The 13066-nt window shown below is 69.5% G+C and carries 15 protein-coding genes; 5 read left to right on the plus strand and 10 right to left on the minus strand.

Annotated elements, in window-relative coordinates; all coding sequences use genetic code 11:
* Nucleotides 1-33: 33 nt before the first annotated feature.
* Nucleotides 34-636: a hypothetical protein gene (locus tag LC452_RS07115; RefSeq protein WP_223623621.1), complete on the plus strand. Its 603-nt coding sequence runs from the start codon at nt 34-36 to the stop codon at nt 634-636.
* On the opposite strand, the gene LC452_RS07120 is transcribed toward LC452_RS07115, so the two are convergent.
* Complete coding sequence (locus LC452_RS07120; protein ID WP_223623623.1) at nt 637-1884, minus strand: MFS transporter; 1248 nt, start codon at nt 1882-1884, stop codon at nt 637-639.
* 51 nt (nt 1885-1935) lie between these two features.
* Nucleotides 1936-2193 (minus strand): hypothetical protein, encoded by a 258-nt coding sequence (locus LC452_RS07125; RefSeq protein WP_223623625.1) that lies wholly within the window; start codon nt 2191-2193, stop codon nt 1936-1938.
* A gap of 49 nt (nt 2194-2242) precedes the next feature.
* Between LC452_RS07125 and LC452_RS07130 the strand changes: the two genes are divergently transcribed.
* From LC452_RS07130 to LC452_RS07145, 4 genes are all read left to right on the plus strand, one after another.
* The gene (locus LC452_RS07130) at nt 2243-2497 is read left to right on the plus strand and encodes a hypothetical protein (RefSeq protein ID WP_223623627.1); all 255 of its coding nucleotides are present in this window, start codon (nt 2243-2245) and stop codon (nt 2495-2497) included.
* 156 nt (nt 2498-2653) lie between these two features.
* The gene (locus LC452_RS07135) at nt 2654-3361 is read left to right on the plus strand and encodes a ZIP family metal transporter (RefSeq protein WP_223623629.1); all 708 of its coding nucleotides are present in this window, start codon (nt 2654-2656) and stop codon (nt 3359-3361) included.
* A 254-nt stretch (nt 3362-3615) separates the two neighbouring features.
* Nucleotides 3616-4584, plus strand: a complete 969-nt coding sequence (locus LC452_RS07140; protein ID WP_223623631.1) for an alpha/beta hydrolase fold domain-containing protein — start codon at nt 3616-3618, stop codon at nt 4582-4584.
* 64 nt (nt 4585-4648) lie between these two features.
* Nucleotides 4649-5644, plus strand: coding sequence for a LysR family transcriptional regulator (locus LC452_RS07145; protein WP_223623633.1), 996 nt, complete (start codon nt 4649-4651; stop codon nt 5642-5644).
* Between the two features lie 81 nt (nt 5645-5725).
* Here the strand turns inward: LC452_RS07145 and LC452_RS07150 are convergent, their stop codons facing one another.
* From LC452_RS07150 to LC452_RS07185, 8 genes are all read right to left on the minus strand, one after another.
* Entirely contained in the window at nt 5726-6844 is a 1119-nt protein-coding gene (locus LC452_RS07150; RefSeq protein ID WP_223623635.1) for a DUF4064 domain-containing protein, read from the minus strand.
* The gene (locus LC452_RS07155; protein ID WP_223623637.1) at nt 6838-7584 is read right to left on the minus strand and encodes a hypothetical protein; all 747 of its coding nucleotides are present in this window, start codon (nt 7582-7584) and stop codon (nt 6838-6840) included. Before LC452_RS07155 ends, LC452_RS07150 begins: the two co-directional genes overlap by 7 nt.
* Entirely contained in the window at nt 7581-8681 is a 1101-nt protein-coding gene (locus LC452_RS07160) for a VWA domain-containing protein (protein ID WP_223623639.1), read from the minus strand. The genes LC452_RS07155 and LC452_RS07160 overlap by 4 nt, the downstream gene beginning before the upstream one ends.
* Entirely contained in the window at nt 8678-9664 is a 987-nt protein-coding gene (locus LC452_RS07165) for a VWA domain-containing protein (RefSeq protein WP_223623641.1), read from the minus strand. The genes LC452_RS07160 and LC452_RS07165 overlap by 4 nt, the downstream gene beginning before the upstream one ends.
* Nucleotides 9655-10146 (minus strand): hypothetical protein, encoded by a 492-nt coding sequence (locus tag LC452_RS07170; protein ID WP_223623643.1) that lies wholly within the window; start codon nt 10144-10146, stop codon nt 9655-9657. Before LC452_RS07170 ends, LC452_RS07165 begins: the two co-directional genes overlap by 10 nt.
* Complete coding sequence (locus LC452_RS07175) at nt 10133-11020, minus strand: DUF58 domain-containing protein (RefSeq protein ID WP_223623645.1); 888 nt, start codon at nt 11018-11020, stop codon at nt 10133-10135. Before LC452_RS07175 ends, LC452_RS07170 begins: the two co-directional genes overlap by 14 nt.
* Nucleotides 11021-11027: 7 nt before the next feature.
* A complete protein-coding gene (locus LC452_RS07180; RefSeq protein ID WP_223624708.1) occupies nt 11028-11993 on the minus strand; it encodes a MoxR family ATPase in 966 nt (321 codons plus the stop codon).
* Nucleotides 11994-12274: 281 nt separating this feature from the next.
* Nucleotides 12275-12976: a Pr6Pr family membrane protein gene (locus LC452_RS07185; protein WP_223623647.1), complete on the minus strand. Its 702-nt coding sequence runs from the start codon at nt 12974-12976 to the stop codon at nt 12275-12277.
* Between the last annotated feature and the right edge of the window lie 90 nt (nt 12977-13066).

The raw sequence follows: 13066 nt of genomic DNA on the forward strand, positions 1-13066 counted from the left end.
GGGGTTCGCGGTCGAGGCCAATAGCGTGACCGCGTGCAGAGGCTCGCTGACTTCCTCGGCCCTCCGGGGGCTGATTCGTGGTTCGCGTGGATCCTCGTGCTGCTGATCGCGATCCTGTTCGGCCTGGTCGCCGTGCTGATGGTGATCCGTGACCGGCCGCATCTCCGTGCGCGGGCCTGGTGGATCTACGGCGGCGCGTGCGGGCTCGCTGTCATGATGATGGTGAGCGTGCAGGCGTTCAACGTCGCGGGCGCGACGCGCGACGAGATGACTTCGCAGCTCCAGTTCCCCGCCGATTACCACGACCTTGATGGTGGGGAGATCGCCGCAGCCTTCACTCTGAACGCGGACGGCACCGCAGATGTCCGCGGAGTATGGCTCGGTACCGAGGAGCGGGACGCCGACGGGGACCGACGATGCCTCTCCGGAGACGTCCTGCCGGTGGTCGGCGAGGCCCGCTGGTGGACGAACGGTGACGGATGGGTGGTGATCGAGGCCGAGGATCGGCGCACGCGATTCGTCCAGGACGATCCGCTGTTCATGGCCGAAGGCTGGGGAAAGGTCTACGTCCTCACACCCTGCACTGAGCAATACACGGCGACATTCGTCACGCCCGACGTCGACTACGGGGACTGATCAGAGGTCTTCGTGCCGCGCCGTGCGCAGCGGTGAGAGCAGGACGATGAGCGCCGCCACGACGAACACGACCACGCTCACGCCGATCGTGACGCGGAACCCGAAGGCGGTGGCGAGCCCGCCGGCCACCAGCGCGCCGATCAGGAACATCACTCGATTGACGGTGCGGATCGAGGCGTTCAACCGCCCCTGCATCTGATCCGGGGCGACCGCTTGCCGGTAGCCCATCTCGTTGGGGTCTTCGAGGCCCATGCCGAGTCCGAACAGGAACTGGCCGATGCCGAGCGGGATCGCGATGATCGCGATGTTGTCGGATGCCGGGAGGACGAGCACCGCGAGCCACGCCACCGCCGACAGAGTGCGCCCGGCGAGCACCGCTCCGCCGACTCCGAAGCGTCGACCGGCCGCCGAGGCGAGCAGTGCTCCGAGGAAGCCGCCGACGCCGCCCATCGCGAGCACGAGTCCGAACACCAGAGCGCCGAGGTCGAGCTCTCGCAGCGCATACGGGGCGAAGGCCGTCAGCGCGATGCTGTTGCCGAGGAACCAGAAGTTGATCGAGGCGGCCATCGGGGCGAGGGTGCGATGCGAGTACGTCCACCGCACACCCTCGACGATGTCGTGACCGAGGTGGCGCCCATCCGTCCGTCGCTCCGCCTTCGCCTCGTCGACCTTGATGCGGCTGAGCAGCACGGCGCTCACCAGGTAGCCGACCGCGTCGATGAGGATAGAGATCGGAGCGCTGAGCCAGCCCACGAGAAGACCGCCGAGCGCCGGACCCGTCGTCTGCGCCACGGTGCCCGCTTGTCCGAGCCTGGCGTTCGCGGCGACGAGCCGGTTCCGGGGCACGAGCCGGGGGAGCATCGGCTGGGCGGCGGAGTCGGCGATCAGCGTCAGAGCGCCGAAGATCAGGAACAGGGCCCCGAACGTCCAGACGGTCAGGGTGCCGGTGACCCACAGCACCGGGATCGCCCCGAGGACGAGCGCGCGGCCGACGCTCGCGAGCACCATGGCGGGCTTGCGGCGCCACCGGTCCATCAGCGCCCCGACGATCAGGCCGAAGAGCAGGTACGGCACCACGTTGGCCGCGTTGAGCAGCCCGATCTCGAAGGCGGAGGCGTCCAGCGTCGTGACGATGAGCACCTGGAACGCGACGGCGCTGACGGCTCCGGTGAAAGCCCCGAGGGTGGACGACGACCAGAAGAGCGCGAACGCGGGAAGGCGCAGGACCTCGCCCGGTCTGTCACTCATCAGATGTTCCGATTAACGCTTCTCTCGGCGCGGTTCCACTCGATTCGGTCGTCATTTTGCTGCGCCGTACTTGCGGAACGCGTTCTGCTTCGAGGTGCGCAGCGCGAGACCGATCATCGTCCAGGAGTCCCCCGCTGCTCTCGATGCCGCGACAGCAGCCGTGAGCTGTCGGTCGGCGGCGTCACGTGCTGCGCGGGCCGCGGCGATGTCGCGCAGCCGGGATGCGTCGCGCATCGTCTCAGGACGGATGCTGTCGATGAACGCCTCCACGTCCTGATCGCGATCGTCTCGGACGGCTGTCCTGGTCACGGGTCCTCCCTCAGAGATAGTGGTATCGACTGGGTCGGAGTCGATCCGCGTGAATGATGAGCGACGGGTTCTGAGCCGGCACCAGGACGATTTCGAGGAGCCGCCCGACGCGATCGGCTCCGATGATCAGAATGCGCTCCTCTCCCTGATACTCCTGCTCGCGGTAGCGGATCGGATGATCGACAGCGTGGATCATGTCGGCGTCGTCCACTCCGTGCTTCCGGGCGCTCGGCGCGATCCGGATGCGGTCAGCGTAACGGTCGCGCATGCCGAGCGTCAATGTTTTGTTGACGACGCCTCCTGATCATGGCTCCAGGTAACTCGTCCGGAGGTCTGCGTCGTTCGAGCGTCGACTCACCCAGCCGACGGCTGGGGAAAATCGTCCGAAACCGCTCACTGGGCAGGAGCGGCGTCCTCCTCAACCCGCGCTCACCGTGGGAGAGTGTCCACGGAGGTCGACATGGGCGAAGCAGTGCTGTGGGGCGTGGTCGCGGCATCGCCCCTGTTCATCGGCGCGGTCCTCGCGATGCTGCGGAAGTGGCCGCCGCGTTGGCTCGGCATCGTCCTCGGCTTCGGCGCCGGCGCGCTGATGGCCTCGATCGCCTTCGAGCTCTGGGAAGAGGGACTGAACCGCGGTGGGGCCGTGCCACTCGTGGCCGGAGTCGCCGCCGGCGCCCTCGCGTACTACATCGCCGCGCGCATCCTCGATGCCAGGGCGGCGAAGAAGAAGGGTGAGGCCGGCGGAGGGCAGCTCGCCGTCGGTGCACTCCTCGACGGCATCCCCGAGCAGCTCGTCCTCGGTATCGGTCTCGCCTCCGGCGAACCCGTCAGCATCGCCCTCGTCGTCGCCATCCTCGTCTCGAACCTGCCGGAGTCGATCGGCTCGGCCGCCGACCTGCTCCAGGGCGGAATGGCGAAGGGCCGCGTGCTGCTGCTGTGGGCGGGGGTGGCCGTCATCTGCGCGCTCGCCACGGTCGCGGGCTTCGCACTGGCCACCGTCACCGGCGACGTGTTCCGCACGGCCGCGAGCGGATTCGCCGCCGGAGCCCTGCTGGTGATGCTCGTCGACTCGATGGTCCCCGAGGCCCAGTCGAAGGCCAAGGAGTCGACCGGCCTCGCCACCGTGCTCGGCTTCGCGCTCGCCGCGGCCCTGTCGTTCGCCGGCTGACCCGGCGCGCCGGCATCCCCCCCGCGTTCCGGTCGCACTCGATGCCGTCCGATCCGCGCCGGGGCGGCAGGAACTGCGACCGGAGCGGGGCGCTGCGACACGAACTGCGACCGGAACGATGATCGAGACCTCCGCCCGCCACCTGGCGGCCGCGCGCCCGCAGATCGGGTGCGGGTGGCGGGTTACCCTCGGGGAAGACGTGAAGGATGCTGGCGGGACGCCGCCACGCAGACGGCGAGAACAAGGGAGTTCTGATGACCGACACACTCGCCCGCCCGCCCTTCGACCCCGAGCTCGAAGCCGCCCTCGCCCTGGTCGCCGACCAGATGCCGTCGACGCTGACCTCGGAGATGATCCCCCTGATGCGGCAGTCACCGGTCAGCGGAGAGGACGAGATCTTCGCCGTCCTCGATGAGCGCGGCTTCACCCGCCGCGATGTGACGATCGCCGGCCACGAAGGCGACGAGATCGTCGTCTCGGTCATCGAGAAAGAGGGGCGCACAGGAACGGGGCCCGGCTTCTTCCACACCCACGGCGGCGGCATGATCATCGGCAACCGCTGGCTCGGCGTCGTCGGCTTCCTCGATTGGGCGGAGCGCTTCAACGGCGTGATCGTGACCGTCGAGTACCGGCTCGCTCCGGAGTTCCCCGATCCGTTCCCGGTCGAGGACTGCTACGCGGGGCTCCTGTGGACCGCGGAGAATGCGGGAGAGCTCGGCATCGACCTCTCCCGGCTGCTCATCGGAGGAGCCAGCGCCGGCGGCGGGCTGGCTGCCGGCACCGCACTGTTGGCCCGCGACCGCCGTGGACCGGCGCTCATCGGCCAGCTGCTCATCTACCCCATGCTCGACGACCGTGACGAGACCGTCTCGACCCACCAGATCGACGGGATCGGCGTCTGGGACCGCGGCTCCAACATCACCGGCTGGACCGCGCTGCTCGGCGACCGCAAGGGCGGCGCCGACGTCTCGATCTACGCGGCTCCCGCGCGCGCGACAGACCTCACGGGGCTGCCTCCTGCCTTCATCGACTGCGGCAGCGCCGAGGTGTTCCGCGACGAGGACGTCGCCTACGCCACGCGCCTGTGGGAGGCCGGAGTCCAGGCCGAACTGCACGTGTGGGCCGGAGGATTCCACGGGTTCGACATGTTCGCGCCGCACGCGGCCGTCGCACAGGCCATGCTCGCCGCCCGCGACAGCTGGGTGAATCGCCTGCTCGCCTGACGTCTCCCTACGGGGTCGCGCACACGACCCCGTAGGGTGGAACTCCCGCGCGATGGAGCCCGACATGCAAGATCTGCTGGGGCGTCTCACCGCCCTCGACCCGGATGCCAGCGAGACGCTCAAAGTCGTCACCTACTTCGATGCCCTCGTCGAGAGATCCGTCGGCGTCGAGAGCATGCTCCGTGGCGCCGCCGTACTGAGCGGGGCGACCGTCGGACAGCGCGACGGTCGGCAGATCATGCGCGTACGTGCCGACGGAGTGCGCATCGATCCGCTGGATCCCCGAGACGGCTGGATGCTGCGCCACAGCGGACCGGATGCCGTCGCGTGGATCGAGCGCGAGGGCGAGGCGCACACGAACGACGCGATGATCCTCGAGCGACTCGCTCTCGCGCTCGGCATCATCCGGGCGCGCCGATCCGCGGGACCCGAGAGCGCGGTCGAGCTCGCCATCAGCTCCTACGCGGGAGTCGATGAGCGAGCAGGTGCCCTGTCGCGCCTGCGGCTGACCCCCGGACTCTTCCGCGTCGTCGCCTCGCTACCCGATCCGGCACCTCGGGCGCAGCATCCGTCGGCCGTCGTGGCCACGCGGCATGGACTCACGCGGGCGACCATCCTGCCGCAGGACTTCGCGGTGCAGGACGCCTGGGACGACGCGACCGAACTCCGCCGCGGCGTCGGCACGACCGGGACGGAAGGGCAGCTGCCCGAGTCCTGGTCAGCCGCCCTCATCGCCGTGCGGCTGACCACCCCCGCCGAGCCCGTGCTCGCCGCCGCCGACCTCGGCGCGCTGCTGCTCGTCGCCGAGACGGCCGACGCCGGCGCCCTGCATCCGGATGCCGCCGCGCTCGCCGGCCTGGACGGCCGCAGTCTCGAACTGCTCGACGCCGTCATCGACGAGCAGAGCGTGCGCGCCGCGGCCGTCCGCCTGGGCCGGCACCACTCGAGCGTGCAGGATCGGCTCGCCGCCCTCACCGAGACGCTCGGCTACGACCCGCGCACATCCAGAGGTCATGCGCGCTTCGTGCTCGCCCGGATGCTGCTCCGCCTCGCCGACTGAGCGACGACCGTTCGAATCGCGTGAATGGTCGTGATCTGACCTCCGAAGCGACCACTTGCGCGATTCGGAAGGGTGGAATGCCTAGCCGAAGCCGGGGTACTCCTCGAGCTTCTTCTCGAACTCCGCGCGGTCGGCCTCGCTGAGCACACCGCTGGCGATCACGAAGAGCTGCAGACCTTCCAGCGGCTCGCCGGTGCGCGCGCTCTGCGCCTCACGAGCCGTCAGGAATCCGCCGTCCTCGTCATGCGAGAGGTCGTAGATGTTCGCGTAGAACCGCAGCGGGTCGGGGTAGTTCTCGGTGTAGTACTCCCACGTGTCCTGCGTGCGCGGGTCGTCGCTGCCGTAGAGCTTCGCGATCACCGACGGGTCCATGCCCGAGATCGACGGGTCGTTGAACGCGTACAGATCCCACAGCCCGTGTTCGATCACGACGTCGTCGATCGCGGCCATCACGTCGAGCTTCTGCGCGTAGTCCCGGATCGGTTCGTTCGTCGCCCATCCGGTCGAGGTGTACTCGACGAGCATCGACTCGCCGCCGTAGCCGTTGCGCTCCGGGCGCAGGTCCTCCTCGCCGACCTGGACCCAGGTGAACCCGAACTCGGCGGTCAGCCTCTCGCGGATGTCGGCGAACAGCTCATCGGACTGAGCGCGCACCTCTTCGAGGGACTGCTGGCTCAGCGTCTGCTGCGGGTCGGTGCCCTTGATCGCCGGGTACGCCTCCGCGTGCTTCTGCTCGTCGGTCTTCACGCCCTCGTAGTTGCCGGATGCCGACGTCTGCAGCGCGCTCATTCCGCCGACGGTCGCCACGTTGAACAGGATCGTCACGACGAGCGCGATCGCGCCCAGCATCCGTCCCCGCGCGGAGAACAGGGCCGCGATGATCACCGCGACGACGATGAGCTGCAGCGCGAGCATGGTCACGCCGTAGAGGATGTCGGTGCCGCCGGCGAGCAGGGTGCCGAGCAGGATCAACGCGAACAGGATGGCGGCGGAGAGAGCGATCCAGCCGAGCGCGTTTGCCGGCTTCTTCTCGGCCTCGAGCGTCGCTGTCGCGCCGGGGACGGGCACCGGGGGCACGGGGCCCGCGATGGGTCCCTGCTGGCGGCGCGCGCCGCGGTACCCGCCGGGCGGTGGCACGGGAGGCGCACCTTCGGCGCCGGCGAGGTAACGTGCGCGCTGCTTCTCGTGGTCCATCACCATGGCTTGTCCGTTCCCGAGCCGCCGGGGTCATCGCCCTGCTGCTGGTCGCGCTCCTGGGTTCCCTGCTCGAGCTTGTCCTGCAGATCGCGGATCTTCTCGTCGGAGGGCTGCGGCTCCTCCTCGGTCTGCGGCTCCTGCGGTTGCGGCTCCTGCTCCTGTTCCTGCTGCTTCTGCTTGAGCCGCCCCTCCGTGCCCTCGAGTGTGTCGGACATGTCGCGTTCGGGGTCGGAGGACTGCTCCTGCGCCTCTTCGCTGTTGCATTCCTCGGGGGTCTCGATCGTGATCGTGAGCGCCTCGCCGTACAGCTGCGCCGCCGTCGCACCGTCACCGTCCGCGCGGGCCGCATCGCCCATCCGCTCGACGACCAGGGCGAGGTTGATGCGCACGCCGCACACCTCCAGGCCGGTTGCGAGGTCCAGCGCCTCCTCGAGCTTCGCCCTCGCCTCGGGAAGCTGCTCGGCCGCACCGAGCGCCGTGCCGACGTTGAACGGCGCCTTGTACGGCTCGAACCAGTTCAGGAACTCCTGGTTGCGCGCCGCCGCCTCAGAACCCGCGTAGTCGTCGACGACGTAGGCCGTCACCGCCTGGTGGGCGAAGGCGTACATGCTCAGCAGCTTGCCCACGAAGAGCAGTGCGGCGAGCGTGAGCGGGAGCGTGCCGATCGCCACCCAGCGACGGATGCTGCGCCGACGACGATTCGACCGAAGTCGGGCCGCAGCGGCTTCGTCCTGCGGAGTCACGAGGCACCTCCTTCGGTCGTCGAGCGCGTTTCGTCTCGTCGCTTCGCACCTCGCTCGACGACCGATGAACGCGGTGCCTTGAGCTGGCGCAGCCGGGCAATCAGCATCGTCGCGCGCAGCAGCTCGACGCCGAGGAGCGCGACGATCACGAGGGCGGCGATCCAGTACAGCTCGGTGACGTTGCCGACCTCGCCGGACTCCGCGTAGCTCGTGGTGGTCGACGGAGCGGCCGGCAGCGTGGGCGCGGCATCCGCCGTCCGGTGCTCGTACTCGACACCGAGCTGTTCCGCGACGGTCTCGAGGTTCGCCTCATCGATCACCGACAGCGCGTTCCCGCCCTCGTACTCGATGTACCCCTCGTCGGCGCCGAGGCCGCCGCCGGTGATGCGCATGGGCCCGCCCTCGGTCGTCCCGTAGCCGAAGACGGCACCGGCATCCGTGTACTTGGCGCTCGTCGTGAAGGGTTCGGGCGGCGTGCCGACGGTCTGTTCGCCGTCGCCGAAGTAGAAGACCATCCGCGCCCGGTCGGGCGACGACTCCGCGGCCGCCGCCAGGGTCTCGGACAGCAGAGGAGCGGCGATGCCGATCGAGCTGCCGCGCGACTGGCTGGTCACCTCGGGTCGCAGCACGTCCAGCGACCCGATCAGGGCCGTGGTGTCGGTGGTCAACGGCATCCGCAGCTCCGCCGCCGCATCGGAGGTGATGAGCGCGAAGCGCGCACCCGGGTATTCCTCGACGATCGCCCGCACGTCTTCGCGGACGCCGTCGAGTCGCGGCTGGCCGTCGTCCCAGTCCTCGGCCACGATGCTCGCGGTGGTGTCGACGACGAGCACGATGTCGGTGTCGGTCGCGAGAGTCTGCGTCGCGCCGCCGGGGATGCCGGGCCGCAGCAGCATCACGAAGCAGGCCAGGATCAGCAGCAGCCGAAGCCCCCACAGAACGCGCGCGCCGGACTTCGCGCGCGCGGTGCCGGATCCCGCCCCCTGGGTCTCTCGGCCCGTCGAAGGACCGCGCACGATCAGCCAGACGGCGAGAGCGACGACCGGCGCGAACAGCAGCACGAGCAGCAGCGGATGGAGGACGGGCTGGAAGATCACAGTCTCACCCTCCACAGCACGACGGCGAACGAGAGGAGCGCGACGGCCAGCACGACGATCCACAGGTTCGGGGTGTCGGTCCAGACGACCTGCGCCTCGCCGCGCAGCTCGGTCGCCTCCTGCTCCTGCACCTCGGTGACGATGTCCGACACGGTCGTCGTGTCGCGCAGGCCGTACGCCGCGCCGCCGGTCGTCTCGGCCGCGGCGGTGAGCTCGGCGCTGACGGCGGCATCCTTGCCCTGCACCGGGTTCAGCGCGAACACGCGCACGCCCTTCGCCTTCGCAAAGCCGGCGGCCTCCTCCAGCGTGACGATCGAGGCACCGTTGATCTCGTTGTCGGTCGCGAAGATCACGGAGCGCGACCGCTCGTCGTCGGGGCGATCGAAGCCCAGCGTGCAGGCCGCGAGCCCGTCGCCGATCAGCGAGGCGCCCTCGCCGTTGAGCGTGCCGACCCAGTGCTCCGGGATCTCGTCGACGTAGTCGAAGCTCTCCTTGATGCTGGCCAGATGCTCGCGGATGAAGTCGTAGTCGTCGGTCAGCGGGAAGATCTGCACGGGCGAGCTGTTGAAGATCGTCAGGCCGATGCGCTCGCCCTCGAAGTCCTCCAGCAGGTCCTCGAAGACGCTGATCACCTCGACGTCGACCTCGGTCATCGAGCCCGAGACGTCGAGGCACAGCATGATGTCGCGGCTGGTGTTGACCGGCTGGATGGTCTGCGACGACATCGGCCGGGCGGCGACCACGCCGGCGGCGACCGTCGTCACGGTGCCGAGCACGAGGATGCCGGTCAGCGCGAGCACACGGCGCGTCAGCGCGTGGCGGAACGCCGGGAGCGTGCGCAGGCGCTCCGCGCGCGCGACCCGCGCCCGTTCGCCCGCACCGCCGCGACCGCTGCGGCGCAGACCGAGCGCGAGCCCGATGCCGAGGGCGACCAGCACGACCGCGATCGCGACGATGATCATCCAGAAGTTCGCTAATGCCATGTGCGCACCACCGTCCGCGCCGCTTCGGCACCGGCGACCGGATCGATCGCGGGTCCCTGACGGAAGATGCTCGGGTAGTAGTGCCGGCCCATCGCATCGATGAGCGCGGGGTGCACGCCCCGCGCGACGAGGTCGTCGAGCGCCAGGACCGGGGCCTCGAGCCCGCTGTACTCGTTCACGAACGTGCGGACGACGCGGCTCAGCTCGAGGTTGGCGTTCCGTGCGGACAGCCTGCGCTCGCGGTAGTCCGTCTCCACCATCTGGATGCGCTCGAGGTACTCGGTGCGCAGCTGGGAGAGAACGTCGCCGGTGAGCAGCGACTGCCCACCGGCATCTCCCGCGGTGGCGAGCGCGCGTCGCGGACGGGTCAGCACGATCAGCAGCCAGGCGCCGAGCACCAGCAGGGCGAGGATGCCGATCGCGAGCAGCATCCATCCCCAGCCGTACTGGGCCGGAGGGTAGAGCTCGTCAGATCCCGGCATGAGACCTCCGGTTCAGCAGCTGCAGCAGCTGCGACACGGCGTCGTCCTGCCCGTCGAGCACGGCGTGACTGATCTCCATGCGCTTGAGCGTCTCGGCGAGGTGCGCGGCATCGGCCTCGGTCTGGGCGGTGAGCTCGCCGACGATGCCGAGGTCGCCCTGCACGAAGTCGGGCACGTCCCACCGGCTGTCCACATCGCTGCGGATCGTGCGCGTGGTGTGATCGAGCACGGGATCGGCGTCGCGCACCGTGAGCCAGAGCACATCGTGCTGCACGCGCAGGCGGCGCAGCATCCGCTCGGTCTCGTCGGTGATCGGCGCCTCATCGGTGATCACGACGACGATCATGCGCCGGGAGACGGTGCGCGTGACGTACGACAGCAGGGCGTCGCGGTCGCTCGGGGCGGTGCTCTCGTCGATGGCCTTGTCGATCGTCCGCAGGGCGTGCTCGAGCGCACCCTCGCTGCGGCCGGGAGCGCGGCGGCGCACCCGGTCGGCGTCGCCGTAGACCGTGGAGAAGTCGTCGCCGTGGCGGAGCGCGAGCACTCCGAGCACGCCGGCCGCGAGGATCGCGAGATCCTTCTTCGCCTTCTCGTCGTGCGCGAGCGCCGTCATCGAGCGGCCCGTGTCGACGACGAACATGATCGTGTGCATGCGCATCGCGCGGTGGCGCTTGACCAGCGGGGCACCCAGACGTGCGGTGGCGCGCCAGTCGATGTCGCGCACCTGATCGCCGTACTCGTACTTGCGCAGATCCTCGAAGTCGAGGCTGCGCCCGTGCAGCAGCGACGCGTACGCGCCGTCGAGGGCGTGCAGCGACTTGCGCGACGAGTGGATGAAGAGCTTGCTCTTCACCTGGGTGATCAGGCTGGGCATGGGCGGGTCAGGGGGTCGGCACCGCGGCGAAGATCTCGTCGATGATCTCCTCGCTGCGGATGCCCTCGGCGTCGGCCTCGAACGTCAGCAGCAGGCGGTGGCGCAGCACCAGATGGCGGAGGGCGCGGATGTCCTCGGGGAGCACGTGCGCGCGGCCGTTCAGCAGTGCCAGGGCGCGAGAGGCCTGCAGGAACGCGATGCTCGCACGCGGGCTCGCGCCGTACTTGATGAGGCGAGCGCGCTCGTCGCCGATGTACGGCGCCGGGTTCCGGGTGACGTAGGCGATCGAGACGATGTAGTTGCGGATCGCCGGGTCGACGTAGATGCGGCTGGCGACATCCTGCAGCAGGTGCACGTCGTCGAGGGTGACCGCGCTCGTCACGTGCCGGTCGGGGTCGAGCACGCCGGAGTCGATGCGGCCCAGGATCTCGAACTCCTCGGCCGGGCTCGGGTATTCGACGATCTCCTTGAGCAGGAACCGGTCCATCTGCGCCTCAGGCAGCTCGTACGTGCCCTCCTGCTCGATGGGGTTCTGCGTGGCGATCACGAGGAACGGCTTCGGCAGGGGGTGGATCTCGCCGCCGATCGTCGTCTGGTGCTCCTGCATCGCCTCGAGCATGGCGCTCTGGGTCTTGGCGCTGGAGCGGTTGATCTCGTCGAGCAGCACGAAGTTGGCGTGCACCGGACCGAGGACCGTGCGGAACGAGCCGGTCGCCGACTCGTAGATCTGGCTGCCGGTGATGTCGCTGGGGAGCAGGTCGGGCGTGCACTGGATGCGCTTGAACTGCGCCTTCACGGTGTCGGCGAGCGTGCTGGCGGCGGTCGTCTTGGCGAGACCCGGCACGCTCTCCAGCAGGATGTGTCCGCCGGCGATGAGCGACACGAGCAGGCTCATCCGCAGGCGGTCCTGGCCGACCATCTTCGCGGAGTAGGAGTCCGAGATCACCGTGAGCACGGCGGCCGCGCGCGACATCTCCGCGTCGGTCGGCGCCCCCTGGTTCTTCGAGCCCGAGACGCCCTGCGTCGCCGAGCTCGGTGCCTCGTGCGTCACCGAGCCCGCGGAAGGCGCCGGGGGCGCGGGCGGGTAGCTCGGAGCAGGAGGAGGCGGGGGCGCAGAGCTCGCCTGCGGGTCCTGCGCGTAGGGCTCGTTCATGGGTGGCTCCCTCAGTCACACGGGGACACTCGTCGCAGCCATCCCCCGCGGACCAGCGTAACCGCATCCGGCGGCGTGACCGGCGGGCAGGAGTGCCCGGATCAGGCGGAGGCGGGGGAGCGGACGCCGCGCCGCCGGCCGACCCAGACCACGAGGGCTGCGGCGCCGATGATGATCGCGGCGATCAGCAGCACATAGAGGCCCACGGCGACGTACCCGCCCGACTGGTGCGGGTCGAGGAACGGGTAGGGGTACCAGTACGGGTTGCCTGTAGCGGGAGCGGTGACGAGATTCGCGCGGATCAGGGTGAAGACCGTCCAGACGATCGGGAAGATCGCGGCGATGCCGACGGTTCCCCAGCCGAGAGCGCGGCGCCGCGGGGCGAACAGCACGTCGAGGAGCATGACGAGGGGGATGACGACGTGCAGCACTTCGTTCGACCAGGGGACCGTGGATCCCTGGGGAAGGGGGATGCCGCGGAGCAGGGTGTTGTAGACGACGCCGGTCACGATCATGTAGGTGCTCGCGCACACGAGCAGCACGGCGAACCACCGCGGTTCGACGAGCTTCGCGTCCTTCTGCCGCAGTGCCCAGATGCCGCCGATCGCGAGGGTGACGGCGGCCAGGACGTTCGACTCGATGGTGAAGAAGCTGAAGAAGTTCGCGATGACCGTCGGCATGTGCCGGCCGTAGTCCGTGTCGGCGCTCCCGGCGACCTCGATCGATCGAGCGAGCTGGGCGACGATCGCCGCGACGGCGAGGACTGCTGCTGCGAGTCGCGCGTAGGGCCACCAGGTCGTCATATTCGCCTCCGCCGGTCACTGTAGCGGAATCGCACCGTAGACCGCGGGACCGATATATCGATATGTTCGGACTCGGACGCAGCAGGCGCG

Source organism: Microbacterium sp. EST19A, assembly GCF_019969685.1.
Taxonomy (GTDB): Bacteria; Actinomycetota; Actinomycetes; order Actinomycetales; family Microbacteriaceae; genus Microbacterium.

Bases quoted from the DNA above. Each gene is read 5' to 3' on its own strand.
- LC452_RS07120 (WP_223623623.1), bottom strand. From the start codon at position 1,884: ATGAGTGACAGACCGGGCGAGGTCCTGCGCCTTCCCGCGTTCGCGCTC.
- LC452_RS07135 (WP_223623629.1), top strand. From the start codon at position 2,654: ATGGGCGAAGCAGTGCTGTGGGGCGTGGTCGCGGCATCGCCCCTGTTC.
- LC452_RS07140 (WP_223623631.1), top strand. From the start codon at position 3,616: ATGACCGACACACTCGCCCGCCCGCCCTTCGACCCCGAGCTCGAAGCC.
- LC452_RS07145 (WP_223623633.1), top strand. From the start codon at position 4,649: ATGCAAGATCTGCTGGGGCGTCTCACCGCCCTCGACCCGGATGCCAGC.
- LC452_RS07150 (WP_223623635.1), bottom strand. From the start codon at position 6,844: ATGGTGATGGACCACGAGAAGCAGCGCGCACGTTACCTCGCCGGCGCC.
- LC452_RS07165 (WP_223623641.1), bottom strand. From the start codon at position 9,664: ATGGCATTAGCGAACTTCTGGATGATCATCGTCGCGATCGCGGTCGTG.
- LC452_RS07170 (WP_223623643.1), bottom strand. From the start codon at position 10,146: ATGCCGGGATCTGACGAGCTCTACCCTCCGGCCCAGTACGGCTGGGGA.
- LC452_RS07175 (WP_223623645.1), bottom strand. From the start codon at position 11,020: ATGCCCAGCCTGATCACCCAGGTGAAGAGCAAGCTCTTCATCCACTCG.
- LC452_RS07180 (WP_223624708.1), bottom strand. From the start codon at position 11,993: ATGTCGCGCGCGGCCGCCGTGCTCACGGTGATCTCGGACTCCTACTCC.
- LC452_RS07185 (WP_223623647.1), bottom strand. From the start codon at position 12,976: ATGACGACCTGGTGGCCCTACGCGCGACTCGCAGCAGCAGTCCTCGCC.